The organism is Pseudomonas sp. CCOS 191 (genome assembly GCF_001007005.1).
Lineage (GTDB): Bacteria > Pseudomonadota > Gammaproteobacteria > Pseudomonadales > Pseudomonadaceae > Aquipseudomonas > Aquipseudomonas soli.
Genome location: NZ_LN847264.1, coordinates 1610385 through 1634541, shown reverse-complemented (window position 1 = coordinate 1634541; position 24157 = coordinate 1610385). Strand labels below are relative to the sequence as shown.

Here is a 24157-nt window from a genome sequence, read left to right as displayed (position 1 = left end):
CGTTTCAATGACTCGCCTTGATCCGATCGACCACGCGCTGGGCGAGGTCATCCGGCCTGAACTTGGCCAGGAAGTCATCGGCACCGACCTTCTTGACCATCGCCTGGTTGAATACTCCGGACAACGAAGTATGCAGGCAGATGTGCAGTTTTTGCATGCGCGGATCGCTGCGGATCTCCGCCGTGAGGGTATAGCCGTCCATTTCCGGCATTTCAATATCCGAGATCATCATGAGGAACTCCTCCTCCGGACGCTTGCCCTCATCCACCAGCTTGCGCAGGTAATCCAGGGCCTGACGACCATCGTTGAGCGCCACCACCTCGACCCCCACGGTCTGCAGGCATCGACTCACCTGCTTGCGCGCCACCGACGAATCATCGACGGTCAATACCCGCAGCATCACCGCCTTGTCCTGTACCTCGGCATCGATCACACCTTCCGACACCGACTCGGAGGATGGCGCCACCTCGGCCAGCACCTTCTCCACATCGATGATCTCGACCATGCGGTTGTCGACACGCGTCACGGCAGTCAGGTAGTGATCGCGCCCGGTACCCTTGGGTGGCGGATGGATCTCTTCCCAGTTCATGTTGACGATGCGTTCGACCGAGTGCACCAGGAAGCCCTGGGTCTTGGTGTTGTACTCGGTGATGATGACGAAACTCTTGCGTGTTTCTTCCTTCAGCCCTGGCAGACCGGTCGCCATCGACAGGTCGAGGATCGGGATCGTCGCCCCGCGTATGTTGGCCACGCCGCGCACCACCGGATGGGATTTGGGCAGCAGCGTCAGGTCGGGGCACTGCAGCACTTCCCGGACCTTGAAAACATTGATGCCGTAGAGCTGGTCGCCATTGAGGCGAAACAACAGCAGCTCCAGGCGATTCTGCCCCACCAGCTGTGTACGCTGATTGACCGAATCCATCACTCCAGCCATGCCGGACTCCTTCAACGATTACCCTGTGCAGCAAGTCGGCACGGGCTTTGCTTTTTTGAGCGTCATGCATACGAAAACGACATTTTTCCGACGACTGACGCGCCTGCTGACCGGCCCCCTGGCTGTGCTGTGCCTGGTAGCACCCGGCGCGCGTACGCTGGCGGACTCTTTTACCTTGCCTGAACAGCTTATCGGTGTCACTCAAGGCTTTCTTGAATTCACCGTCGAAGATTATCTGGCCACCACCCAGACTCAGGGCCGCTACGAGATCGAAGTCAACAAACTAGACCCGCGCCTGCGCATGCCGCTGTGCAGCCAACAGTTGGATGCCTCACTGGAAGGCTCGACCCCGCTGGGCCGGGTAACAGTGAGGGTGCGTTGCGACGGTGCCGCTCCCTGGACCGTATTCGTGCCCGCCCAGGTGCGCCTGCTGCGCGATGTCGTGGTAATGACCCGGCCACTGAAACGCGAAAGCGTCATCGATGAAAGCGATGTGGCCCTGCGCGAGCGCGATGTAGGCACCCTGGGCCCCGGCTACCTGACCCTGCTGGAGCAGGCCGTGGGCATGAAACTGCTGCGCCCCACGGTACTTGACCAGGTCTTGACCCAACAGCACCTGGAACAGGCCGAAGTGGTGCGCAAAGGCGACCACGTAGTGATCACCGCCCGCAGTGGCAACCTGAGTGTGCGCATGCCGGGCGAAGCCCTCGACAAGGGCGGGATGCAAGCGCAGATCCGCGTGCGCAACCTCAATTCTAAACGGGTGATCAAGGCCCGGGTAACCGGTGCCGGGCAAGTCGAGGTCGCCATGTAACACCTACCCTGCGTCAGGATTTCGACAGAAGGGTGGCGGTGTGCAACCTCGGCCCCTAAACTCTGTCGGATATCGGGATACGCAAGCCAGCTTCAGGCCGTGTTGCATTCGTGCCTAAAGTTTTTTTCGGATTGGTCGAAAACAAGGCATGCGTCCTAATTCCCAGGGGTTTTGATCATGGTCATCGACTTCAGTCGTTTGAATAACTCTCCGTCCGTCACGGGCGGCGTTCGCGGCAACACCGCGTCCGGCAACGCCGCCAAAGCCGGCGAGGCCAACGAAGCGCCCAAGCACACCGGTGCCAGCGGAGAAACAGTACATCTGAGCCCAGAGGCCCAGCAATTGCAGAAGATCAGCGACAAGCTGCGCGATCAGCCCACCGTCAACAGTGCCCGCGTGGCCGAGTTGAAACAGGCCATCGCAGACGGCAGCTACAAGGTCGACGCCGACCGGGTCGCTAGCAAACTGCTTGATTTCGAAGCTCAGCGCTAACCACCAGGCGCGCTGACTTCAAGGACGCAACACGCCAAGAGTTAGCCATGCACGACATCACTCTGCTGCAACTGATCGAAGACGACTTAGCACCGACGCAGGAACTGCTCGACCTTCTGCAAAAGGAGGCAGTGGCCCTGCACGGTCGGGATATGGCCAAGCTGGAGCAGATCCTTGCCCGCAAGCAATCCCTGATCGTCCTGCTTGAGCAGCAGGGGCTGCGGCGCAACAACCTGCTTGTTGGGCTCGGCCTCAGCGCCGACCGTGCCGGCGTGAAAGCCGTCGCCGACCTGTCGCCCAATGGCGAGATCATCATGCAGCAGCTCGATGTGCTGACCCAACTGATGGACAACTGCCAGCAGGTCAACGAGACCAACGGGCGGATCATCCAGGCGCAGCAACACGCCACGACCAATCAGATCAGAATCCTCATGGGCGGCGACTCCCCGTCGCTCTATGACAGCCGGGGCGCCACGTCGCCCATGGACAAGCCCCGGGCAATCAGCCAGGTTTGATTATTTGTTTCAAGGCACGGAACATACTGGCAAAATGCCGTAACTTGCGTGTGCCGTTTTGCCTGGAGATTGATAACCCGTGTTCAATGAATCCGATGCTCCCCAGCCCCCAAAGGTGCTGACCACCCCTTTGGAGATCGCGGCCAACTTGCGCCAGCTGCTGGATAGCCACGACCCGCTGATCATCAGCTTCCATGAGCGCAGCCAGCGGTTCCAGAGCTATGTGGTGCATGTCGACCGGGAAAGCGGTGTCCTGGCACTGGATGAAATGATCCCTCGCGACGGCGAAAAGTACATCGAGAGCGGCGAACCCTTCCGCATCGAAGGCTTCCACGACGGCGTGCGCATCGCCTGGGAAAGCAGCGTACCGCTGACCATCACCGAGATCGACGGCCACCGCTGCTACCGTGGCCCTCTGCCCGATGAAGTGACCTATCACCAGCGCCGCAATGCCTTCCGCGCCGCGCTGAAGCTATCGCAACTGGTCGACGTGACCCTCGATGGCACCCACCTCAAGGGCAATGGCGCGCTGCGCGGCAAACTGCTGGATATCTCGGCCACCGGCTGCAAACTGCGCTTCGACGGCAATGTCGAGGATCGCCTGCAATTGGGCCAGGTCTACGAGCGCTTCAAGGCCGGCAACCCACTGGGGTTGACCGACACCCTGGTCGAACTGCGCCACCTGCACTTCGAAGAGCGCATCAACACCACCTTCGCCGGGGTGCGCTTCCACAACCTCAACGGTCAGGCCCAGCGCAAGATCGAGAGCTTCGTCTACCAGCTGCAGCGTGAAGCGCGACGGTTCGACAAGGACGACTATTGATCGTCGCCAGCCCATGAAAAACGCCACCCATCGGGTGGCGTTTTCATTCGTGCGGAAGATAACCCAAACCTCTGTAGGAGCGGCTTTAGCCGCGATACAGGCAACCCGGTACCGGCACCCGCTTCGCGGGTGATCGCGGCTAAAGCCGCTCCTACAAAGTCCCTTCGACCTTAGGCGCCACCGCCCCCTTCTCATCCTCCTCGGTATCTTCCGCCGCCACCGGCGCCTGCATCACATCCTGCACCGTCTGCTCATCCACCCGTGGGTCGAGGGCCGCCGACAAGGGCGAGCCCGCCGCCGGCATCGCCACGTGCCCCAGTGGCGCATCCTGGACCTGATGCAACCCGGTGACCGCCTTGGGCCGAATGCGCCAGACCAGCACCAGCGCGAAGAACACGAAAAAGGCGTAGAGCATCTGCGCCCCCAGCAGCTTCATCAGCACCCCGGCCGCCAACGGCCCGATACAGGCGCCCACACCATAGGTGACCAGCAGCATGGCGGTCAGCGAGACCCGCCGCTCGCTCTCCACGTGGTCATTGGAGAACGCCACCGCCAAGGGGTACAGGCAGAACTGCAACAGCGATATGACAAAGCCCATGGCGAACAGCAGCTCGAGCGGAACCCCCGGCAGGATCGCCAGCGGCGCGGCGGCCAGGGCCAGGCCGATGGCCACGCTGCGGATCAGCACCGCGCGGTCATAGCGGTCGGAAAGCCAGCCCAGCGGCCACTGCACCAGCAGCCCGGCAAAGATGCAGCAGCCCATGAACAGGCCGATCTGCTCGGTGCTCAGCCCCTGGCTGGACGCATACAGCGGCGCCAGGCCATAGAAGGAGCCGACGATCAGGCCCGAACCGAGCACCGTGGACAGCGATTGCGGCACGCGCTTGATGAAGAACTTCGGCTCCATCGGCGCCGGGCGCAACGGTGCGGGGTGAATGCGCCGGGTCATGGCCACCGGCACCAGGCACAAGGCAAAGCACATGGCCACCAGCATCAGCAGTTCCGGCCCCAGCTGTGGGTGCACCACCAGGATCAGCTGGCCGAGCACCAGCCCCAGGTAGGAGGCAATCATATAGCCGCTGAACACCGCGCCGCGGTGCTTGGCATCGGCCTGTTCGTTGAGCCAGCTCTCGATGACCATGTACTGGCACATCATGCCCAAGCCGACGATCATGCGCAGCCCGATCCAGACCGGCAGCCAGCTGGTCAGCCCATGCCCGAGCACCGCCGCGCCGACGATGCCGGCACAGGTGGCATAGGCACGAATATGCCCGACCCGGCCGATCAAACGGTGCCCCACCTTGCCCCCCACCGCCAGGCCAAAATAGTTGGCTGCCATCAACGCACCGATCCACAGGCTGTCGACATGATCGGCGGCCAGGCGCAAGGCCAGGTAGGTACTCAGCAGGCCCGAGCCGATCAGCATCATCAAGGCAGCGAAGTACAGCGACTGAAACGGCTTCCAGATATTTCGCATACGTCCCGTCAAGCTCCTTGACCAGGTGGCGTTGGGTTGCAGGCAAGCATAAAAGCAAATCCATCTTGGCACAGGCCCCCAGGCCGCAAAAAGAGCCGTGGGGGCGCATCCAGTAGCGGTCGTGTCGCGCTCAGGCCTGCGCGGCCAGCACACGGCGCTCCCAGGGGGTGATTTCATCGAAGAAATCGCTCAGCTCCAGGGTCTTGGTGGCGATGTAGCCTTCGATGAACTCCTTGCCGAACAGTTCCCGCGCCAGGGCGCTGCGCTTGAGCCGCTCAAGCGCGGCATGCAGGGTGCAAGGCAGGCTGAGGTGCTCCGGCACCTCGAACTCGCCCTGGATGGCCGGCGTCGGCGCAATCTGCCGTTCGATACCGTGCAGGCCGGCGGCGAGGCTTGCGGCAATGGCCAGGTAGGGGTTGGCATCGGCGCCCGGCAGGCGGTTCTCCACCCGCCGCGCCACAGGCGAGCTGGCCGGGATGCGCAGGCCCGCGGCACGGTTGTCCTCGGACCAGCAGGCGTTGTTCGGTGATGCATAGGGGTGGCACAGGCGCTGGTAGGAATTGACGTTCGGCGCGAACAGCGCGGTGAAGTCGGCCAGGCAGGCCTGCAGGCCACCGATGAAATGGTGGAAGGTGTCGGTCGCCCTGCCCTGCTCGTCGCTGAACACATTGCGCCCACTGCCGACCTCCACCAGGCTCTGGTGAATGTGCATCGAACTGCCAGGCGTGTGCGCCAGTGGCTTGGCCATGCACACCACGGTCAGGCCATGCTTGAGCGCGACCTCCTTGAGCAGGTGCTTGAACAGGAAGGTCTGGTCGGCCAGCAGCAAAGGATCGCCGTGCAGCAGGTTGATCTCGAACTGGCTGACGCCCATCTCGTGCATGAAGGTGTCGCGTGGCAGGCCCAGCGCCGCCATGCAGCGGTACACCTCGTTGAAGAACGGGCGCAGGCCGTTGTTGGAGCTGACACTGAAGGCCGAGTGGCCCATTTCCCGGCGTCCGTCCTTGCCCAGCGGCGGCTGGAACGGCTGGGTCGGGTCGCTGTTGGCGGCAAAGACGAAGAACTCCAGCTCGGTCGCCACCACCGGGGCCAGCCCGCGCTCGGCGTACCGGGCGATCACCGCCTTGAGCTGGCCACGGCTGGACAACCCCGAAGGAGTGCCATCGAGTTCCACCGCATCGCAGATCGCCAATGCCCGAGGTTCGTCGCTCCAGGGCAGGCGGTGGATCTGCGAGGGTTCGGCCACCAGCGCGAGGTCGCCATCGTCGCTGCCATAGTATTTTGCCGCCGGGTAACCGCCCATGATGCACTGCAGCAGCACGCCACGGGCCATCTGCAGGCGGCGCCCCTCAAGGAAGCCTTCGGCGGTCATCACCTTGCCGCGGGGCACGCCGTTGAGGTCGGGGGTGACGCACTCGATTTCATCGATGCCCTCCAGGAGCACTGCCTGGTTGCGCGGGCCTTCGGTCGTCATGACGCTGTCCTTCTTGTTGTGTTCGCATGCCGGGAATGGCGACGCACACAACATAGGCCGGGGGTGTTTAAAATATCAAGCACCCCAGGCACCGCGCCCGGATCATTGCTCGCGCAACGTCATGCCATTGGCCGGCAGCGGCAACGCGGTCTTGTAGCGCACCTGCTTCAAGGCAAAGCTGGAGCGAATGTTCGCCACCCCGGGCAAGCGGGTCAGGTAGTCGAGAAAGCGCTCCAGTGCCTGAATGCTTGGCAGCAGCACCCGCAGCAGGTAGTCCGGGTCCCCGGTCATCAGGTAACACTCCATCACCTCCGGGCGCTCGGCAATTTCTTCCTCGAAGCGATGCAGCGACTGCTCCACCTGCTTTTCCAGGCTAACGTGGATGAACACATTCACATCCAGACCCAGCGCCTCGGGCGACAGTAGCGTGACCTGCTGGCGGATCACCCCCAGCTCCTCCATGGCCTTGACCCGGTTGAAGCACGGCGTGGGCGACAGGTTGACAGAGCGCGCCAACTCCGCGTTGGTGATGCGGGCGTTTTCCTGCAGGCTGTTGAGGATGCCGATATCCGTTCGATCCAGTTTACGCATGAGAGAAATTGACCTGGTTTTTGTGGTTGTACGGAATGTTTATCTGCGCCACAGGAGAAAGGCAACGAACTTGAGAGAAAAATTCTCCTGCCGTCCCCCTATGATGTAAAAAGACGCTGACCTGCCAGTCACGAGCCGGCAGTCAGCGGCGGCCGCTTCAAAGCTCACAAAAACAACATTCGAGCGAGCGTAAAAAGCATGAACGAGTACGCCCCCCTGCGTCTGCATGTGCCCGAGCCTACAGGCCGGCCAGGCTGCCAGACCGATTTCTCCTACCTGCGCCTGAACGACGCAGGTCAAGTCCGTAAACCCCCTATCGATGTGGAAGCCGCCGACACCGCGGACCTTTCCTACAGCCTCGTGCGCGTGCTCAACGAGCATGGCGACGCCGTTGGCCCGTGGGCCGAGGGCATCGAGCCGCAGGTGCTGCGCCAGGGCATGCACGCCATGCTCAAGACGCGCATCTTCGACAGCCGCATGGTGGTTGCCCAGCGTCAGAAGAAGATGTCCTTCTACATGCAGAGCCTGGGCGAGGAAGCCATCGGCAGCGGCCAGGCCCTGGCCCTGAACCGCAGCGACATGTGCTTCCCCACCTATCGCCAGCAGAGCATCCTGATGGCCCGCGACGTGTCGCTGGTCGACATGATCTGCCAGCTGCTGTCCAACACCCGTGACCCGCTCAAGGGCCGCCAGCTGCCGATCATGTATTCGGTGCGCGAGGCCGGCTTCTTCACCATCAGCGGCAACCTGGCCACCCAGTTCGTCCAGGCGGTCGGCTGGGCCATGGCCTCGGCGATCAAGGGCGATACCAAGATCGCCTCGGCATGGATCGGCGACGGCGCCACTGCCGAGTCCGACTTCCACACCGCGCTGACCTTCGCCCACGTCTACCGCGCCCCGGTGATCCTCAACGTGGTCAACAACCAGTGGGCGATCTCGACCTTCCAGGCCATCGCCGGGGGCGAGTCGACTACCTTCGCCGGCCGTGGCGTGGGTTGCGGCATCGCTTCGCTGCGTGTCGACGGCAACGACTTCATCGCGGTCTACGCCGCTTCGCGCTGGGCCGCCGAACGCGCCCGCCGCGGCTTGGGCCCGACGCTGATCGAGTGGGTCACCTACCGCGCCGGTCCGCACTCGACTTCGGACGACCCGTCCAAGTACCGCCCGGCCGACGACTGGAGCCACTTCCCGCTGGGCGACCCGATCGCCCGCCTCAAGCAGCACCTGATCAAGCTTGGCCACTGGTCCGAGGAAGAGCACCAGGCGGTCACCGCCGAGCTCGAGGCCGAGGTGATCAAGGCGCAGAAGGACGCCGAGCAGTTCGGCACCCTGAGCAATGGCCATATCCCCAGCGCCGCGTCGATGTTCGAGGACGTGTACAAGGAAATGCCCGACCACTTGCGCCGTCAGCGCCAGGAACTGGGGGTCTGAGATGAACGATCACAACAACAGCATCCATCTGGAAAACGCCATGTCCACCACCACCATGACCATGATCCAGGCCCTGCGCTCGGCCATGGATGTCATGCTCGAGCGCGATGACAACGTGGTGGTCTATGGCCAGGACGTTGGCTACTTCGGCGGCGTGTTCCGCTGCACCGAAGGCCTGCAGACCAAGTACGGCAAGTCCCGCGTGTTCGACGCGCCGATCTCCGAAAGCGGCATCGTCGGCACCGCCGTGGGCATGGGCGCCTATGGCCTGCGCCCGGTGGTCGAGATCCAGTTCGCCGACTACTTCTACCCCGCCTCCGACCAGATCGTTTCGGAGATGGCCCGCCTGCGCTATCGCTCGGCCGGCGAGTTCATCTCCCCGCTGACCCTGCGCATGCCTTGCGGTGGCGGCATCTACGGCGGCCAGACCCACAGCCAGAGCCCCGAGGCGATGTTCACCCAGGTCTGCGGCCTGCGCACCGTCATGCCATCGAACCCCTACGACGCCAAGGGCCTGCTGATCGCCTCGATCGAATGCGACGATCCGGTTATCTTCCTCGAGCCCAAGCGCCTGTACAACGGCCCGTTCGACGGCCACCACGACCGTCCGGTGACGCCGTGGTCCAAGCACCCGCACAGCGCCGTGCCGGATGGCTACTACAGCGTGCCGCTGGACAAGGCGGTGATCACCCGCCCCGGCAACGACGTCACCGTATTGACCTACGGCACCACCGTGTACGTGTCGCAAGTGGCGGCCGAAGAGAGCGGCATCGACGCCGAGGTCATCGACCTGCGCAGCCTGTGGCCGCTGGACCTGGAGACCATCGTCGAGTCGGTGAAGAAAACCGGCCGCTGCGTGGTCGTGCACGAAGCCACCCGCACCTGCGGCTTCGGCGCGGAACTGGTATCGCTGGTCCAGGAGCACTGCTTCCATCACCTCGAGGCGCCGATCGAGCGCGTCACCGGCTGGGATACCCCCTACCCCCACGCACAGGAATGGGCCTACTTCCCCGGCCCTTCGCGGGTAGGCGCGGCACTGAAACGGGTCATGGAGGTCTGAATGGGCACGCACGTCATCAAGATGCCGGACATTGGCGAAGGCATCGCGCAGGTCGAGTTGGTGGAATGGTTCGTCAAGGTCGGCGATGTGATCGCCGAAGATCAAGTGGTGGCCGATGTCATGACCGACAAGGCCACCGTGGAAATCCCTTCGCCGGTCAGCGGCAAGGTGCTGGCCCTGGGCGGCCAGCCTGGTGAAGTGATGGCGGTCGGCAGCGAGCTGATCCGCATCGAAGTCGAAGGCAGCGGCAATCATGTCGACACGCCCCAGGCCAAGCCGGCCGAGCCGGCACCTGCGCCGGTCAAAGCCGAAGCCAAGCCCGAGGCGCGCCTTGAAGCAGCGCCGCAAGCCGCCGCCAACCACAGCGCCGCGCCCATCGTGCCGCGCGAGGCCCATGACAAGCCACTGGCCTCCCCGGCGGTACGCAAGCGCGCCCTGGATGCCGGTATCGAGCTGCGCTACGTACACGGTAGCGGCCCGGCCGGGCGCATCCTGCACGAAGACCTCGACGCCTTCATCAGCAAGCCGCAGAGCAGTGCCGGGCAGGCACCCGGCGGCTACGGTAAACGCACCGACAGCGAGCAGGTGCCGGTGATCGGCCTGCGCCGCAAGATCGCCCAGCGCATGCAGGACGCCAAGCGTCGCGTCGCCCACTTCAGCTACGTCGAGGAAATCGACGTCACCGCCCTCGAGGCCCTGCGCCAACAGCTCAACGCCAAGCATGGCGACAGCCGCGGAAAGCTGACCCTGCTGCCGTTCCTGGTGCGCGCCATGGTCGTCGCCCTGCGCGACTTCCCGCAGATCAACGCCACCTACGACGACGAAGCCCAGGTCATCACCCGCCACGGCGCGGTGCACGTCGGCATCGCCACCCAGGGTGACAACGGCCTGATGGTGCCCGTGCTGCGCCATGCCGAAGCCGGCAGCCTGTGGAGCAACGCCAGCGAGATCGCCCGTGTCGCTCACGCGGCGCGCAACAACAAGGCCAGCCGTGAAGAGCTGTCCGGCTCGACCATCACCCTGACCAGCCTCGGCGCCCTCGGCGGCATCGTCAGCACCCCGGTGGTCAACACCCCGGAAGTGGCGATCGTCGGCGTCAACCGCATGGTCGAACGGCCGGTGGTGATCGACGGCCAGATCGTCGTGCGCAAGATGATGAACCTGTCCAGCTCGTTCGACCACCGCGTGGTCGATGGCATGGATGCCGCACTGTTCATCCAGGCCGTGCGCGGCCTGCTGGAACAGCCCGCCTGCCTGTTCGTGGAGTGATCATGCAAGAGCTCATCAACACCACCCTGCTGATCATCGGTGGCGGCCCCGGCGGCTATGTGGCCGCCATCCGCGCCGGGCAACTGGGCATCCCCACCGTGCTGGTCGAAGGCCAGGCCCTGGGCGGCACCTGCCTGAACATCGGCTGCATTCCGTCCAAGGCGCTGATCCACGTGGCCGAGCAGTTCCACCAGGCCAGCCGCTACACCGAACCCTCACCGCTGGGCATCAGCGTGTCCTCGCCGCGCCTGGACATCAGCCGCAGCGTCGAGTGGAAGGACGGCATCGTCGACCGCCTCACCAGCGGCGTCGCCGCGCTGCTGAAAAAGCACGGCGTGAAGGTGATCCATGGTTGGGCGAAGATCCTCGATGGCAAGAGCGTCGAAGTCGACGGCCAGCGCATCCAGTGCGAACACCTGCTGCTGGCCACCGGCTCCAGCAGTGTCGAACTGCCGATGCTGCCGATTGGCGGGCCGATCATTTCCTCCACCGAGGCCCTGGCGCCCCAGGCCATGCCCGAGCACCTGGTGGTGGTCGGCGGCGGCTACATCGGCCTGGAGCTGGGCATCGCCTACCGCAAGCTCGGCGCCAAGGTCAGCGTGGTGGAAGCCCGCGAACGCATCCTGCCGACCTACGACGCGGAACTCACCGCGCCGGTGGCCGACTCGATCAGGAAACTCGGCATCGCCCTGTACCTGGGCCACAGTGTCGAAGGCTATGCCGACGGCTGCCTGCTGGCCAGCGACGGCCAGGGTGGGCAACTGCGCCTGGAAGCTGACCAGGTGCTGGTGGCCGTGGGCCGCCGTCCACGCAGCAAAGGCTTCGGCCTGGAAAGCCTGGACCTGAAGATGAACGGCGCCGCCATCGCCATTGATGAGCGCTGCCAGACCAGCATGCGCAACGTCTGGGCCATCGGCGACGTGGCCGGCGAGCCGATGCTGGCGCACCGGGCCATGGCCCAGGGCGAGATGGTTGCCGAGATCATCGCCGGCAAGACGCGACGTTTCGAGCCGGCCGCAATCGCCGCGGTGTGCTTCACCGACCCGGAAGTGGTGGTGGTCGGCAAGACCCCGGAACAGGCCGGCCAACAAGGTGTGGATTGCATCGTCGCGCAGTTCCCCTTCGCCGCGAATGGCCGGGCCATGAGCCTGGAGTCGAAGAGCGGCTTCGTGCGTGTGGTGGCTCGCCGTGACAACCATCTGATCCTCGGCTGGCAAGCCGTGGGCGTGGCGGTTTCCGAACTGTCCAGTGCCTTCGCCCAGTCCCTGGAGATGGGCGCGCGCCTGGAAGACATCGCCGGGACCATTCATGCCCACCCGACGCTGGGCGAGGCGGTACAGGAAGCGGCGCTGCGCGCCCTGGGGCACGCACTGCACATCTGATTGAAGACACTGAAGCGGCACTAGCCGATTTGGCCCGCTGCGCCCCAGGCGCCGCGGGTCTTTTTTTGACCATCACTCGGCTACGGTGTTCTTGCCATCCGCCTTGGCCCGATACAGCGCCTGATCCGCCCGTGCCAGCAACCCGCCGACATCGTCACCCTCACGCCACTGCACCACGCCATAGCTCATGGTCAGCCGACACGTGCCGATGGGCTCGATCGCCGCCATCGCCGTGCGGATCGCCGACGCCACCTCACAGGCCTGTTCCAGCGATGTGCGCGGCAACACCACGGCAAACTCATCACCTCCCCAACGTGCCAGCAGTCCCCGACCGCCCAGGCACTGACGGATGCGCTCGGTGACCTCGATCAGCGCGGCATCCCCGCGGGCATGACCGTGCAGGTCGTTGATCGGCTTGAAGTCGTCCAGGTCCATGGCGATCAATGCCAGTGGCTCATGGAAGCGCCGGGCGCGCTCACACTCCTGCTGGAGCGTTTTCTCCAGGCGATAGCGGTTGGCGGTACGGGTCAACGCATCCCGCTCGGCCAGTTCGCGGTTCTCATCCAGTTGCCGCTGCAATTGCTGGTTGACCCATGACAGCTCACGGGTACGCTCGGCCACCTGGCCCTCCAGCGATTGGTTGCGCTGTTCGAGCTCCTCCACCAGGCGCTTGCCTGCGTCGATATTGCGATGGGCCCCGAGCATTCGCGCCACCGAGCCATCGGCGTTGCGGGCGATGATATGGCCGCTGTCCTCGACCCACAGGTAACTGCCATCCTGGCAACGGCACCGGTACTCGATACGGTAGCGCTCATTGCGCTGGGTGATATAGGCCTCGAAATGCGCCATCACCCGCGGATAGTCCTGCGGGTGTATCACGCTTTCCCAAGTCAGCACGGAGTTGTCCAGCGAGTGGCTGGGGTAACCCAGCATCGCGTACCAGCCCAGGTTGCGGTAGACGTAGCCGCTGTTGGCATCCCAGTCCCAGATGCCGTCGCTGATCAGTTCGAACAAGGTGTGCAATTGCTGCTCGGTGAAGCCAGCCGGTATCGGCTTTGCTGCCTGACTCATGGACGCTCTCCCTGTTGCCCAGCAACTGCGCCCCGTAACCGGTGCTGCCGACACTTATTTTTTGCCGCTAGCGGCAATACCGTTCCTCTGCCGGGCAAGCATATTCCGAGCGAGCGGTCGCCGGAATAGCCCTTGCGGCCTATTTTGCCGCTCCACCATCGCTGGCACAGCTTTTGCCCCTTTAGTCGCCTCTCTAACAGTCGTTCATGGAGGAAACATGCTTATCACAGCGAACGGCCTGAGCTGGCAGGCCGTACAAACCCAACGCAGCGTTCTCGAACATCCCGCCGCGCAGATGCCCGCGCTCCAGCCGCTGATGGCCAGCGCGAAAGCTTCGGCACAGCAGAACAATCAGGGCAGCACTTCGCAGCAACACGCCGAAGACAATCGCAAGGAGGCCTTCGCCAAGCTGATGGTCATGCTGCAGAATCCGGACGCGGCCAAGCGTGAACAGGCCAGCGTGGGCAAACAGGAAGGATCCAGCGCCCTGCAGGAATTTCGCGATTACATGGCCAAGTCGCCAGCAGAGAAGATCAAGGAAAAGATGCTTCAGGAGCTGGGCCTGACGTCGGAGGAATACGACGCATTGCCGCCCGACCAAAAAGCAAGAATCGACCAACAGATCGCCCAGCGTCTGCAGGAAGAGGTCGAGGCGAAGGTCCAGGCCAAGGTCGAACAGCAGGCCCAAAGCGCGCAGGTCGCCAGCCAGTCGCATGGCAGGCTGGCCTCTGAGGATGACCGGGATATCGAGCAACGCTACAGCGCCCAGCTCTGAGGCAGGCACGCGGGCACACTGGACTATGAAAAGCACAAGGGGAATGGCGTCCCAGGCAGGATTTGAACCTGCAACCTTCCCCTTAGGAGGGGGATGCTCTATCCAATTGAGCTACTGAGACACTGCAGCCAACAGCGGACGCTGTACGGCGGGGACGGCGAGCATGTTAACCAGCATGTGCGCATTTGTCATGTATCAATCGGGCATTATGCACGTCGGCCTTTTTCCCTGCGTGTCAGCGATAACGCCTTCGGCGTGCAACAGTGCGATCAAGGCCTCGACCGCACCGGCCAACGGCCCGGAATTGTCCACGACATGCACGCCGGGATCATAGGCCTGCAGCCTGAAGTTGCGGGCCAGGCGCTGCTCGATCTGCTCGGTGCTCTCCCGCCCCCGGGCCAGCAAGCGCTGGCGCAATACCTGCGGGGAAACGACCAGCCCTACAGCCACGAGGTCGGGATAGCGCTGCCGGGCGATCGGCAGGTACGCCCGGGAACCATTGACCAGTACCGAGCGCCCCGCAACGAGCCAAGCATCCAGCTGCACAGGGATGCCGTAGCGCAGGCCATTGGCCTGCCAGTCCAACGCAAAGGCCCCCGCTTCGCGCATCACCTCGAAACGTTCGGCGCTCACGCCATGCGCGGCTTCTCCCTTGGCTTCGGCAGAGCGCGTGATGACCCGCCGGGCGAATTCGACCCCTTGGGCGGACAATCGCTCACGGGCCGCCTCAATCAGGGAATCTTTTCCTGAACCAGACGGTCCCATGAGGAATATCAGGCGCCCCCTTGAGGCCGCCCCACCGCTTGCGTCATATTGCATAGCCACTATGCTCAATGTATGGGAAAACAGCGCATTTGATGATTTTCCCTGACCCTTTGCTGTCTTTTACCAGATTTTGACGGCATTTGTCTGACACCTGTGCAATTCGATGAATGTGAAACTTTTCAAACCAGTGCTCATTTCTGATAATTGGTACTGGCAAAAAGCCTTTATCGAGATCACTATTTGTCACAGAATTGACGCCAAGGAAACGGCGACCATGAGGCAAGATGAAGAACCAAAATCACATCACGGTTGAACATTTTGTCGTCGCCGCGGTCGTACTTCCACCGTGCGGCCAATTTGAGAACCGCTCCCCTGAACCAGAACAACCGGTCAATTTATATGCGCCCAATGAAACAGGCTATCTACTCCAGCCGCACCGCTGACAAGTTTGTCGTCCGCCTGCCAGACGGGATGCGTGAGCGCATTGCCGAGGTAGCGCGCAACCATCACCGCAGCATGAACTCCGAGATCATCGCCCGCCTGGAGCAGAGCCTTATCCAGGAAGGCGCTCTGGGTGACGAGCTGAGCATGCGCCTGGACAGCCCAGAGCTCAGCCTTCACGAACGCGAACTGCTGCAACGCTTCCGCCAGCTGTCCCACCGCCAGCAGAATGCTCTGGTCGCCCTCATCGCTCACGATGTGGAAATGGCCGCCGACGCGTCCTGATCCTGCCAAGCGCACACAAAAAAGCCAGCGTAAGCTGGCTTTCTTGTTTCTGGCGCTCCGTCGACCTACATCAGGAACAACGTTGCCAGGCCGAGGAAGATGAAGAACCCACCACTGTCGGTCACGGCAGTGATCATCACGCTCGACCCCATTGCCGGATCTCGGCCCAGGCGCGTCAGCGTCATCGGGATCAGTACACCCATCAGCGCTGCCAGCAGCAGGTTCAAGGTCATCGCGGCGGTCATGACCAGCCCCAGTGACCAGCTGCCGTACAGCCAGAACGCCACCACCCCGATCACACCACCCCAGACCAGGCCATTGATCAACGATACCGCCAGCTCCTTGCGCATCAGGCGGCTGGTGTTGCCTGGTGACACCTGGTCCAGTGCCATCGCGCGAACGATCATGGTGATGGTCTGGTTGCCGGAGTTGCCGCCGATACCGGCAACGATCGGCATCAATGCCGCCAGGGCCACCAGCTTCTCGATGGAGCCTTCGAACAGGCCGATCACCCGCGACGCGACAAACGCGGTGATCAGGTTGATGGCCAGCCACGCCCAGCGGTTGCGCAGCGAGCGCCAGACCGAGGCGAAGATGTCTTCCTCTTCGCGTAGACCGGCCATGTTGAGCACTTCGCTCTCACTTTCCTCACGGATCAGATCGACCATTTCATCGATGGTCAGGCGGCCGATCAAGCGCTCTTTCTTGTCCACCACCGGAGCGGATACCAAGTCGTATCGCTCAAAGGCCTGAGCCGCGTCGTAGGCATCTTCCTCGGGGTGGAAGGTCACCGGGTCATTGGCCATGACCTCCGCGACCTTCTTGTCCGGGTCGTTGACCAACAACCGCTTGATGGGCAGCACGCCCTTGAGAATACCGTCGTAATCGACCACGAACAGCTTGTCGGTGTGCCCTGGCAGCTCTTTGAGCCGGCGCAGGTAACGCAGTACCACTTCGAGGCTGACATCTTCGCGGATGGTGACCATCTCGAAGTCCATCAATGCACCGACCTGCTCCTCGTCGTAGCTCAGGGCCGAGCGCACACGCTCGCGCTGCTGGGCATCGAGGCTCTCCATGAGCTCATGAACGACGTCGCGGGGCAATTCCGGAGCCAGGTCGGCGAGTTCGTCGGCGTCCATCTCCTTGGCGGCCGCCAGCAACTCGTGATCGTCCATGTCGGCGATCAGGGTCTGGCGCACCGCATCGGAGACTTCAAGCAGGATGTCGCCGTCACGGTCGGAGCGCACCAGCTGCCAGACCGTCAGACGATCGTCCAGCGGCAGGGCTTCGAGGATGTAGGCGATGTCGGCGGGGTGCAGATCGTCGAGCTTGCGCTGCAGCTCGACCAGGTTCTGGCGATGGACCAGGTTTTCCACCAGGTCATGGTGATGACCTTCCTGACGGTGCGTCAGGTCCTCGACCACCCGCTGGCGCTGCAACAGCTCGATCACCTGGGCCAGGCGATCCTGCAGGCTGTCTTGGGTTTTCTTTACTTCGATTTCGGTCATAGGCGAACTCCACTCCCAGCAGCGGAGCACGCCGGGAGAATCAATCGGTCAGATCTGTCTGTATGAAGCGTGTTAGCGAGTAACTACTGGGTAAGTCCATGGTGGTATTCCACAAGCCCCGGCGGGGCTGACGGGCGCAATCATACACTGTGCAAGCTGTCGGATCGCTTAAATTTTTGGCTAGAACAATCGTTTGCGCGCTAAAGCTGTGACAACGCTCGAAGCCATCAGTGCGACGGTTGCTCTGGCGTTAAAAGCACATTCGTTTTGTGTCGACTCGATCTACAGCTGCAGATCCTTGCAAGGATCACCTACAGCAGTAGCTTAGATGGACATCTGCGACAATTCAGCGCATTCGGAAAACAAAAAGCCCGCTCAAATGAGCGGGCTTCTTGATGTATGGCGGACTCAGCAGGATTCGAACCTGCGACCGCTCGGTTCGTAGCCGAGTACTCTATCCAGCTGAGCTATGAGTCCGTGGTTGGTAGTTTTAGGCCAGATTACCACTGGCTTGTTGAAGCGTCTTTGCAAGCAGAGCCACTTCAAAAAGTGGCGGACTCAGCAGGATTCGAACCTGCGACCGCTCGGTTCGTAGCCGAGTACTCTATCCAGCTGAGCTATGAGTCCGTGGTTGGTAGTTTTAGGCCAGGTTACCACTGGCTTGTTGAAGTGCCTTTGCAAGCAAAACCACTTCAAAAGTGGCGGACTCAGCAGGATTCGAACCTGCGACCGCTCGGTTCGTAGCCGAGTACTCTATCCAGCTGAGCTATGAGTCCGTGGGGTAGTTTTAGACCAGGTTACCACTGGTTGATTGAAGCAGCCTTGCAAGCAAAGCCACTTCAAAAGTGGCGGACTCAGGAGGATTCGAACCTCCGACCGCTCGGTTCGTAGCCGAGTACTCTATCCAGCTGAGCTATGAGTCCGTGTCTTGCTGTGCCATTCGGATCGCTTGAAGCGCTCCAGGCAAATAATGGCGGTGAAGGGGGGATTCGAACCCCCGATACCCTTATGAGGTATACTCCCTTAGCAGGGGAGCGCCTTCGGCCACTCGGCCACCTCACCGCAACACGAGGCGAATATTAAACACACCCTTCCTCGTTTGCAACCCTTTTTTTGAAAAAAACTTCAAAAGAATTAAAGGCTTGGCTCCTCGTCCTTCTCTTTCTTGATCCGCAGGTAGATTTCCTCGCGGTGAACGGCCACTTCTTTCGGCGCGCTCACGCCGATACGCACCTGGTTGCCTTTGACACCCAGGACCGTCACGGTGATCTCACCGTCACCAATGATCAGGCTCTCGGCGCACCGACGAGTCAGAATCAGCATAGTTTTCTCCTCACATGAATCTTCAGGGACAACAGTCTTTGAAAAGCAGGGCCTGGCCGGGGACGACGGCACTGACCCGGATCGACCGCCACGGCTGCCTGGACAGGGACAGCCGCCGCGACCAGAAACGCGAAGGGCGCGGCAAGCCGCGCCCCTCCAGGCAGCGTGTCACTCACCCTGTCGGGCAGGAGCATCGAGCTCGAACGCAGTGTGCAGCGCGCGTACGGCCAGCTCCAGGTACTTCTCTTCGATCACCACCGAGACCTTGATCTCGGAGGTGGAGATCATCTGGATGTTGATGCTCTCCTTGGCCAGGGCCTCGAACATGCGGCTGGCAACGCCCGCGTGGGAACGCATGCCGACGCCGACGATCGATACCTTGGCAATCTTGGTGTCGCCGATCACTTCACGCGCGCCGATCTCGCGGGCGGTGTTCTCCAGCACGCTCAGCGCCTTCTCGTACTCGTTGCGGTGCACGGTGAAGGTGAAGTCGGTGGTGTTATCGTGCGAGACGTTCTGCACGATCATGTCGACTTCGATGTTCGCGGCGCTGATCGGGCCGAGGATCTTGAAGGCAACGCCTGGGGTGTCCGGGACGCCACGAATGGTCAGCTTGGCCTCATCACGGTTGAAGGCGATACCGGAAATGATCGGCTGTTCCATGGATTCCTCTTCATCGATGGTAATGAGGGTACCCGGACCCTCCTTGAAGCTGTGCAGCACGCGCAGCGGGACGTTGTACTTGCCGGCGAACTCCACCGAGCGGATCTGCAGCACCTTGGAGCCGAGGCTGGCCATTTCCAGCATTTCCTCGAAGGTGATCTTCTCCAGGCGCTGGGCCTGGGGCACGACACGCGGGTCGGTGGTGTAGACGCCATCGACATCGGTGTAGATCTGGCACTCATCGGCTTTCAGGGCCGCGGCCAGGGCCACGCCGGTGGTGTCGGAGCCGCCACGACCGAGGGTGGTGATGTTGCCGTGCTCGTCGACACCCTGGAAACCGGCAACCACCACGACACGGCCAGCCTTGAGGTCGGCGCGGATCTTCTGGTCGTCGATCTGCAGGATGCGCGCCTTGTTGTGCGCGCTGTCGGTGAGGATGCGCACCTGGTTGCCGGTGTAGGACACCGCCGGCACGCCGCGCTTCATCAGGGCCATGGACAACAGGGCGATGGTGACCTGCTCGCCGGTCGAGACGATCACGTCCAGCTCGCGGGGTTCGGGCTTGTCGGTGATCTGTTTCGCCAGGTCGATCAGGCGATTGGTTTCCCCGCTCATCGCCGACAGCACGACCACCAGGTCGGTGCCTTGCTCGCGGAATTTCTTGACCTTGTCGGCAACCTGCTCGATCCGCTCGATGGAACCGACAGAGGTACCGCCAAATTTCTGTACGATCAACGCCATTTCAAAGGTGCCTCAGCCCTAAAGGGCCCCAAAAAACAATCCAACATGAAACGGCCGGCGACTAGACCGCCGGCCGCCTCATCTCAAAGTCCCTGCTCGGCGAACGGCACTGCCAGGGCCAGGGCCTTGTCCAGCGCGGCGACGTCGACGCCACCACCCTGGGCCATGTCAGGGCGACCACCGCCCTTGCCACCGACCGCCGCAGCGGCTTGTTTCATCAGATCGCCAGCCTTGAGTTGGCTGGAGAGGTCCTTGGTCACGCCAGCCACCAGCACGACCTTGCCCTCATGCTCGCTGCCCAGCAGGATCACTGCATGGCCGAGCTTGTTCTTCAGCTGATCGACGAGCGCCAGCAGGGCCTTGCCATCCTGCCCATCCAGGCGGGCGGCGAGGACCTTGGCACCCTTGACCTCAACGGCCGCGTTGGAGAGATCGTCCCCGGCGGCGCTGGCGGCCTTGGCCTGCAGCTGTTCGAGCTGCTTTTCCAGCTGGCGGTTGCGCTCGAGCACAGCCGACAGCTTGTCGATCAGGTTGTCGCGGTTGCCCTTGACCAGCTGCGCGGCTTCCTTGACCTGCTCTTCGGCAGCGTTCAGGTAGGCCAGCGCGGCGGCGCCGGTGACCGCTTCGATACGGCGCACGCCAGAGGCCACGCCGCCTTCGCTGATGATCTTGAACAGGCTGATGTCGCCGGTGCGCTTGGCATGGATGCCGCCACACAGCTCGACGGAGAAATCACCGCCCATGCTCAGCACACGCACGGTGTCGCCATATTTTTCACCGAACAGCGCCATGGCGCCCTTGGCCTTGGCGGTTTCGATATCGGTCAGCTCGGTCTCGACCGGGGTGTTCCTGCGCACTTCGCGGTTGACGATGTCTTCCAGGGCCTTGATCTGCTCTGGCTTGACCGCCTCGAAGTGGCTGAAGTCGAAACGCAGGCGCTGGCTGTCGACCAGCGAGCCCTTCTGCTGCACGTGATCGCCCAGCACCTGGCGCAACGCTTCGTGCAGCAGGTGAGTGGCCGAGTGGTTCAGCGAGGTGGCGTGTTGCACCTCGGCATCGACCTTGGCCTCGACCGGCGAGCCGATGACCAGCGCACCGCTGGCGACCACGCCGTGGTGCAGGAAGGCACCACCGGTCTTGGTGGTATCGCGCACGTCGAAACGCGCGGCACCGGCCTGCAGGTAGCCGCTGTCGCCGACCTGGCCGCCGGACTCGGCGTAGAACGGCGTGCGGTCGAGCACGACCACGCCCTCCTCGCCTTCGCCCAACTGGTCGACCGACTGACCATCCTTGTACAGGGCGACGATCTTGCCTTGCCCTTCGGTAGTGTCGTAGCCGAGGAAGTCGGTGGCGGTGTCGACCTTGACCAGGCTGTTGTAGTCCATGCCGAAGGCGCTGGCGGAACGGGCACGCTCGCGCTGGGCTTCCATTTCACGCTCGAAGCCGGCTTCGTCGATGGTCAACTCGCGCTCGCGGGCGATGTCGGCGGTGAGGTCCATGGGGAAGCCGTAGGTGTCGTACAGCTTGAACACCACGTCGCCCGGGACGACCTTGCCCTGCAGTTGGGCCAGGTCCTGCTCGAGGATACGCAGGCCCTGCTCGAGGGTCTTGGCGAACTGCTCTTCCTCGGTCTTGAGCACGCGCTCGATGTGCGCCTGCTGGCTCTTCAGCTCAGCGAAAGCTGAGCCCATCTCGGCCACCAGGGCGGCGACGATCTTGTGGAAGAAGCTGCCCTTGGCGCCCAGCTTGTTGCCGTGGCGGCAGGCGCGGCGAATGATGCGGCGCAGCACGTACCCGCGGCCTTCGTTGGACGGCAGCACGCCGTCGGCAATCAGGAAGCCGCAGGAACGGATATGGTCGGCGACCACTTTCAGCGATGGCTGGTCATCGTTGCTGCAGCCGATGGCTTCGGCAGCGGCGGCCAGCAGGCTCTGGAACAGGTCGATCTCGTAGTTCGAGTGCACGTGCTGCATCACCGCACTGATGCGCTCCAGGCCCATGCCGGTGTCCACCGACGGGGCGGGCAGCGGGTGCAGGACGCCGTCGGCGGTGCGGTTGAACTGCATGAAGACGTTGTTCCAGATCTCGATGTAGCGGTCGCCGTCTTCTTCCGGCGAGCCGGGTGGGCCGCCCCAGATGTCGGCGCCGTGGTCATAGAAGATCTCGGTGCACGGGCCGCACGGGCCGGTGTCGCCCATGGTCCAGAAGTTGTCGGAGGCGTACGGGGCGCCTTTGTTGTCGCCGATGCGTACCATGCGCTCGGCCGGAACGCCGACTTCCTTGGTCCAGATGTCGTAGGCTTCGTCGTCGCTGGCGTAGACGGTGACCCACAGCTTTTCCTTGGGCAGGTTCAGCCACTTGTCCGAGGTCAGGAAGGTCCAGGCGAAGGTGATGGCATCGCGCTTGAAATAGTCGCCGAAGCTGAAGTTGCCCAGCATCTCGAAGAAGGTGTGGTGACGGGCGGTGTAGCCGACGTTTTCCAGGTCGTTGTGCTTGCCACCGGCGCGCACGCACTTCTGGCTGCTCACGGCGCGGGTGTAGGCGCGCTTTTCCTGGCCGAGGAAGCAGTCCTTGAACTGGTTCATGCCGGCGTTGGTGAACAGCAGGGTCGGGTCATTGCCCGGGATCAGGGAGCTGGAGGCAACGCGAGTATGTCCCTGCTCTTCGAAGAAGCGGAGGAAGGCTTCACGGATTTCTGCGCTTTTCATAGGTTCTTCCACGGAAACGGCGGCCACACGTCGAATCGACGAAACGACGGCAAAGGGCCGCATTATATCGGTCCTGCAGTCTCGGTGCAGTGTGTTTATGCGATAGAAACCGTCGATTGGACGGCTTGCAGGGCTAAAGCAATTGAAAACGGCATGACCGCGATGCTATCGCCAGCGTTTCGCTACTGGCAAGCCAATTACGGTCCCGGGGCAGGGAAAATTAACAGGTTGGTGAATTAAAAGAATTTCATCACCGAAGGGATCCAAAATCGCAGGCGCGGGCTTGCCCCGCGCCTACGGGTATCAGGCCAGGCGTTGCCCCGAATCCGGGACGATCAGGATGCCGGCGCGCAGCCCGTTCTTCACCTTGGGGTTAGGGAAGATGATTCGTGCGCCCTCCTCCTCCACCACCCAGCGCGTCTCGGCCAGATCCTCGGCCAGCAGATCGCCCTTTTTCAGCTCGGAGAAGTTCTCGATGTCCGCCGGCAGGTGCAGGCGGAAGCTGTCGCTGTGCTTGATGATCTCGCGGGCGACACTGAACAGCTTGAGGCCATCCAGGGACTGCTCGGTCTGCGGCTCGGCATCTTCGATGAGCTGGATCAGACGCGCTTCGAGCCTGTCGAGGTTGACCTCCTCGTTCTGCCCGAACGGACGGGCCTTGCCGAGCTCCAGGGTGAAGGCCTCGGCATCGAGCTGCTCATAGGTGAAGGCACTGAAGGTGATCGACGACTTGCTCTGCAGCAGCACCGCCTCCATGCCGGCCGCTGCCAGGCGCGCCAGCTCTCGACGAGAGTGCAGGCGCCCCTCCTTGTAGGGGTACAGCGCGAACTGCTCGATCTTGGACCCACGAATGGCGGTATGCAGGTCGTAGTGCAGGCGGGTGCGTTCGGGCTTGCTAAAGAACACCCGGGCGAACTGTTCGAGTTCGGCGGCGCGCAGCGCCTCGAAGCCACTGGAGAGTTCATGCCGGCCATTGAACAGACGGTTGATGTCCTGCTCGATGAAACGCTCACCCTTGCGGATCGCCGCCGGGTTGCCGAACAGGAACAGCACCCGCGCACGAGGCTTGATCTTGCCGTTGGCCACGCCGTGCAGCAGCCTTTCGAGCAACTCGATCGGCGCTGTCTCGTTGCCATGGATACCGGCCGACAGCAGCAGGTCGAGCCCGCAATCCTCACCTTCGGGCGGGCGCACTTCCAGCGCACCCTCCCCCAGCCAGCGCAAACGCACGCCCCGGGTGGTCACTTGGGTCTTCTCGGCCGGTTCGTGATCGGTCAGGGTCAGCTCAAGCAGTTTGCCAAGGGCGAGCATAGGCGCTTCCTTAGTGGTGGTGGCCGCAGTCCGGGCCGTGGACGTGGTCGTCGTCACCGGCGACATCGGCCGGTTCCATTTCCAGTTGCAGGCTGACCAGGTTGGTGGCCATCGGGCGCAGCAGCAGGTTGGCGTACTCGGTGTCGTCTTCCTCGACATCGACGCCGATCAGCAGCTGGCCGCGACCGTCCTGCTGGATCCACACCTCCTTGCCTTGCCAGACCACGGCAAAACGGGTGCACGAGGTTTCCAGCTGGGTGCCGTCTTCATCTTCCAGGATCAGGCGCAGGGCGTCGGACATTGC

At 62.7% G+C, this 24157-nt stretch carries 22 protein-coding genes and 6 tRNA genes; 10 read left to right on the top strand and 18 right to left on the bottom strand.

Translation table 11 applies throughout. The features are described from left to right. Positions 1–4 precede the first annotated feature (4 nt). Positions 5–934, bottom strand: coding sequence for a chemotaxis protein CheV (locus CCOS191_RS07410; protein ID WP_046854640.1), 930 nt, complete (start codon positions 932–934; stop codon positions 5–7). Positions 935–998: 64 nt separating this feature from the next. On the opposite strand from CCOS191_RS07410, the gene flgA reads away from it, so the two are divergent. The 4 genes from flgA (at position 999) to CCOS191_RS07390 (ending at position 3578) form a co-directional block, all read left to right on the top strand. Continuing rightward, on the top strand, positions 999–1748 hold the full coding sequence (flgA, locus tag CCOS191_RS07405) for a flagellar basal body P-ring formation chaperone FlgA (protein ID WP_046857707.1): 750 nt from the start codon (positions 999–1001) through the stop codon (positions 1746–1748). 177 nt (positions 1749–1925) lie between these two features. After that, positions 1926–2240, top strand: coding sequence for a flagellar biosynthesis anti-sigma factor FlgM (gene flgM, locus CCOS191_RS07400; protein WP_046854639.1), 315 nt, complete (start codon positions 1926–1928; stop codon positions 2238–2240). Between the two features lie 47 nt (positions 2241–2287). Beyond that, positions 2288–2755: a flagella synthesis protein FlgN gene (locus CCOS191_RS07395; RefSeq protein ID WP_046854638.1), complete on the top strand. Its 468-nt coding sequence runs from the start codon at positions 2288–2290 to the stop codon at positions 2753–2755. 79 nt (positions 2756–2834) lie between these two features. Next, entirely contained in the window at positions 2835–3578 is a 744-nt protein-coding gene (locus CCOS191_RS07390) for a flagellar brake protein (RefSeq protein ID WP_046854637.1), read from the top strand. 151 nt (positions 3579–3729) lie between these two features. Here the strand turns inward: CCOS191_RS07390 and CCOS191_RS07385 are convergent, their stop codons facing one another. From CCOS191_RS07385 to bkdR, 3 genes are all read right to left on the bottom strand, one after another. After that, positions 3730–5055: an MFS transporter gene (locus CCOS191_RS07385; protein WP_046854636.1), complete on the bottom strand. Its 1326-nt coding sequence runs from the start codon at positions 5053–5055 to the stop codon at positions 3730–3732. 130 nt (positions 5056–5185) lie between these two features. Beyond that, positions 5186–6427, bottom strand: a complete 1242-nt coding sequence (locus CCOS191_RS07380; protein ID WP_172670921.1) for a glutamine synthetase family protein — start codon at positions 6425–6427, stop codon at positions 5186–5188. 204 nt (positions 6428–6631) lie between these two features. Then, positions 6632–7120: a Bkd operon transcriptional regulator BkdR gene (bkdR, locus tag CCOS191_RS07375; protein WP_028691050.1), complete on the bottom strand. Its 489-nt coding sequence runs from the start codon at positions 7118–7120 to the stop codon at positions 6632–6634. Positions 7121–7318: 198 nt separating this feature from the next. Between bkdR and CCOS191_RS07370 the strand changes: the two genes are divergently transcribed. Genes CCOS191_RS07370 through lpdA form a run of 4 tightly spaced genes read left to right on the top strand, consistent with a single transcriptional unit; the run spans position 7319 to position 12262 of the window. Then, positions 7319–8551 carry a 3-methyl-2-oxobutanoate dehydrogenase (2-methylpropanoyl-transferring) subunit alpha gene (locus CCOS191_RS07370; protein WP_046854634.1) on the top strand — a complete coding sequence of 411 codons (1233 nt, stop codon included), beginning with the start codon at positions 7319–7321 and terminating at the stop codon, positions 8549–8551. A gap of 1 nt (position 8552) precedes the next feature. Next, positions 8553–9611: an alpha-ketoacid dehydrogenase subunit beta gene (locus tag CCOS191_RS07365; RefSeq protein ID WP_046854633.1), complete on the top strand. Its 1059-nt coding sequence runs from the start codon at positions 8553–8555 to the stop codon at positions 9609–9611. Then, entirely contained in the window at positions 9612–10880 is a 1269-nt protein-coding gene (locus CCOS191_RS07360; RefSeq protein ID WP_046854632.1) for a dihydrolipoamide acetyltransferase family protein, read from the top strand. A gap of 2 nt (positions 10881–10882) precedes the next feature. Then, positions 10883–12262 carry a dihydrolipoyl dehydrogenase gene (lpdA, locus tag CCOS191_RS07355; protein ID WP_046854631.1) on the top strand — a complete coding sequence of 460 codons (1380 nt, stop codon included), beginning with the start codon at positions 10883–10885 and terminating at the stop codon, positions 12260–12262. 72 nt (positions 12263–12334) lie between these two features. Here lpdA and CCOS191_RS07350 read toward each other — a convergent pair whose 3' ends face one another. Then, positions 12335–13333 (bottom strand): sensor domain-containing diguanylate cyclase, encoded by a 999-nt coding sequence (locus CCOS191_RS07350; RefSeq protein ID WP_046854630.1) that lies wholly within the window; start codon positions 13331–13333, stop codon positions 12335–12337. Between the two features lie 217 nt (positions 13334–13550). Between CCOS191_RS07350 and CCOS191_RS07345 the strand changes: the two genes are divergently transcribed. Then, complete coding sequence (locus CCOS191_RS07345) at positions 13551–14108, top strand: hypothetical protein (protein WP_046854629.1); 558 nt, start codon at positions 13551–13553, stop codon at positions 14106–14108. Between the two features lie 44 nt (positions 14109–14152). On the opposite strand, the gene CCOS191_RS07340 is transcribed toward CCOS191_RS07345, so the two are convergent. Further along, positions 14153–14229: transfer RNA gene (locus CCOS191_RS07340), tRNA-Arg, on the bottom strand. A gap of 74 nt (positions 14230–14303) precedes the next feature. Next, positions 14304–14927, bottom strand: a complete 624-nt coding sequence (gene phnN, locus CCOS191_RS07335) for a phosphonate metabolism protein/1,5-bisphosphokinase (PRPP-forming) PhnN (RefSeq protein ID WP_046854628.1) — start codon at positions 14925–14927, stop codon at positions 14304–14306. Positions 14928–15272: 345 nt separating this feature from the next. Between phnN and CCOS191_RS07330 the strand changes: the two genes are divergently transcribed. Then, positions 15273–15599 carry an Arc family DNA-binding protein gene (locus CCOS191_RS07330; protein WP_003254499.1) on the top strand — a complete coding sequence of 109 codons (327 nt, stop codon included), beginning with the start codon at positions 15273–15275 and terminating at the stop codon, positions 15597–15599. A gap of 65 nt (positions 15600–15664) precedes the next feature. Here CCOS191_RS07330 and mgtE read toward each other — a convergent pair whose 3' ends face one another. The 11 genes from mgtE to CCOS191_RS07275 form a co-directional block, all read right to left on the bottom strand. Beyond that, entirely contained in the window at positions 15665–17107 is a 1443-nt protein-coding gene (gene mgtE, locus CCOS191_RS07325; protein ID WP_023629439.1) for a magnesium transporter, read from the bottom strand. Positions 17108–17507: 400 nt separating this feature from the next. Beyond that, positions 17508–17584 (bottom strand) — tRNA-Arg (locus CCOS191_RS07320). Between the two features lie 73 nt (positions 17585–17657). Beyond that, a tRNA-Arg gene (locus CCOS191_RS07315) sits at positions 17658–17734 on the bottom strand. 72 nt (positions 17735–17806) lie between these two features. Beyond that, positions 17807–17883: transfer RNA gene (locus tag CCOS191_RS07310), tRNA-Arg, on the bottom strand. Positions 17884–17953: 70 nt separating this feature from the next. Continuing rightward, positions 17954–18030, bottom strand: a tRNA-Arg gene (locus tag CCOS191_RS07305). A 48-nt stretch (positions 18031–18078) separates the two neighbouring features. Next, a tRNA-Ser gene (locus tag CCOS191_RS07300) sits at positions 18079–18169 on the bottom strand. 72 nt (positions 18170–18241) lie between these two features. Beyond that, complete coding sequence (csrA, locus tag CCOS191_RS07295; RefSeq protein ID WP_003254503.1) at positions 18242–18430, bottom strand: carbon storage regulator CsrA; 189 nt, start codon at positions 18428–18430, stop codon at positions 18242–18244. A gap of 168 nt (positions 18431–18598) precedes the next feature. Beyond that, complete coding sequence (locus CCOS191_RS07290; protein WP_028691060.1) at positions 18599–19834, bottom strand: aspartate kinase; 1236 nt, start codon at positions 19832–19834, stop codon at positions 18599–18601. 83 nt (positions 19835–19917) lie between these two features. Next, a complete protein-coding gene (alaS, locus tag CCOS191_RS07285; protein WP_046854627.1) occupies positions 19918–22542 on the bottom strand; it encodes an alanine--tRNA ligase in 2625 nt (874 codons plus the stop codon). A 303-nt stretch (positions 22543–22845) separates the two neighbouring features. Beyond that, complete coding sequence (gene astE / locus CCOS191_RS07280; RefSeq protein ID WP_046854626.1) at positions 22846–23853, bottom strand: succinylglutamate desuccinylase; 1008 nt, start codon at positions 23851–23853, stop codon at positions 22846–22848. A 10-nt stretch (positions 23854–23863) separates the two neighbouring features. Next, on the bottom strand, positions 23864–24154 hold the full coding sequence (locus CCOS191_RS07275) for a hypothetical protein (protein ID WP_011534960.1): 291 nt from the start codon (positions 24152–24154) through the stop codon (positions 23864–23866). Positions 24155–24157 lie beyond the last annotated feature (3 nt).

Excerpts from the sequence above, each read along its gene's own strand:
- lpdA (WP_046854631.1), top strand. The coding sequence starts at position 10,883 with ATGCAAGAGCTCATCAACACCACCCTGCTGATCATCGGTGGCGGCCCC.
- flgA (WP_046857707.1), top strand. The coding sequence starts at position 999 with ATGCATACGAAAACGACATTTTTCCGACGACTGACGCGCCTGCTGACC.
- CCOS191_RS07370 (WP_046854634.1), top strand. The coding sequence starts at position 7,319 with ATGAACGAGTACGCCCCCCTGCGTCTGCATGTGCCCGAGCCTACAGGC.
- mgtE (WP_023629439.1), bottom strand. The coding sequence starts at position 17,107 with ATGACCGAAATCGAAGTAAAGAAAACCCAAGACAGCCTGCAGGATCGC.
- astE (WP_046854626.1), bottom strand. The coding sequence starts at position 23,853 with ATGCTCGCCCTTGGCAAACTGCTTGAGCTGACCCTGACCGATCACGAA.
- CCOS191_RS07330 (WP_003254499.1), top strand. The coding sequence starts at position 15,273 with ATGCGCCCAATGAAACAGGCTATCTACTCCAGCCGCACCGCTGACAAG.
- CCOS191_RS07380 (WP_172670921.1), bottom strand. The coding sequence starts at position 6,427 with ATGACCGCCGAAGGCTTCCTTGAGGGGCGCCGCCTGCAGATGGCCCGT.
- CCOS191_RS07385 (WP_046854636.1), bottom strand. The coding sequence starts at position 5,055 with ATGCGAAATATCTGGAAGCCGTTTCAGTCGCTGTACTTCGCTGCCTTG.
- csrA (WP_003254503.1), bottom strand. The coding sequence starts at position 18,430 with ATGCTGATTCTGACTCGTCGGTGCGCCGAGAGCCTGATCATTGGTGAC.
- CCOS191_RS07275 (WP_011534960.1), bottom strand. The coding sequence starts at position 24,154 with ATGTCCGACGCCCTGCGCCTGATCCTGGAAGATGAAGACGGCACCCAG.
- CCOS191_RS07350 (WP_046854630.1), bottom strand. The coding sequence starts at position 13,333 with ATGAGTCAGGCAGCAAAGCCGATACCGGCTGGCTTCACCGAGCAGCAA.
- CCOS191_RS07395 (WP_046854638.1), top strand. The coding sequence starts at position 2,288 with ATGCACGACATCACTCTGCTGCAACTGATCGAAGACGACTTAGCACCG.
- CCOS191_RS07345 (WP_046854629.1), top strand. The coding sequence starts at position 13,551 with ATGCTTATCACAGCGAACGGCCTGAGCTGGCAGGCCGTACAAACCCAA.
- CCOS191_RS07290 (WP_028691060.1), bottom strand. The coding sequence starts at position 19,834 with ATGGCGTTGATCGTACAGAAATTTGGCGGTACCTCTGTCGGTTCCATC.
- CCOS191_RS07410 (WP_046854640.1), bottom strand. The coding sequence starts at position 934 with ATGGCTGGAGTGATGGATTCGGTCAATCAGCGTACACAGCTGGTGGGG.
- phnN (WP_046854628.1), bottom strand. The coding sequence starts at position 14,927 with ATGCAATATGACGCAAGCGGTGGGGCGGCCTCAAGGGGGCGCCTGATA.
- CCOS191_RS07360 (WP_046854632.1), top strand. The coding sequence starts at position 9,612 with ATGGGCACGCACGTCATCAAGATGCCGGACATTGGCGAAGGCATCGCG.
- bkdR (WP_028691050.1), bottom strand. The coding sequence starts at position 7,120 with ATGCGTAAACTGGATCGAACGGATATCGGCATCCTCAACAGCCTGCAG.
- CCOS191_RS07365 (WP_046854633.1), top strand. The coding sequence starts at position 8,553 with ATGAACGATCACAACAACAGCATCCATCTGGAAAACGCCATGTCCACC.
- alaS (WP_046854627.1), bottom strand. The coding sequence starts at position 22,542 with ATGAAAAGCGCAGAAATCCGTGAAGCCTTCCTCCGCTTCTTCGAAGAG.
- flgM (WP_046854639.1), top strand. The coding sequence starts at position 1,926 with ATGGTCATCGACTTCAGTCGTTTGAATAACTCTCCGTCCGTCACGGGC.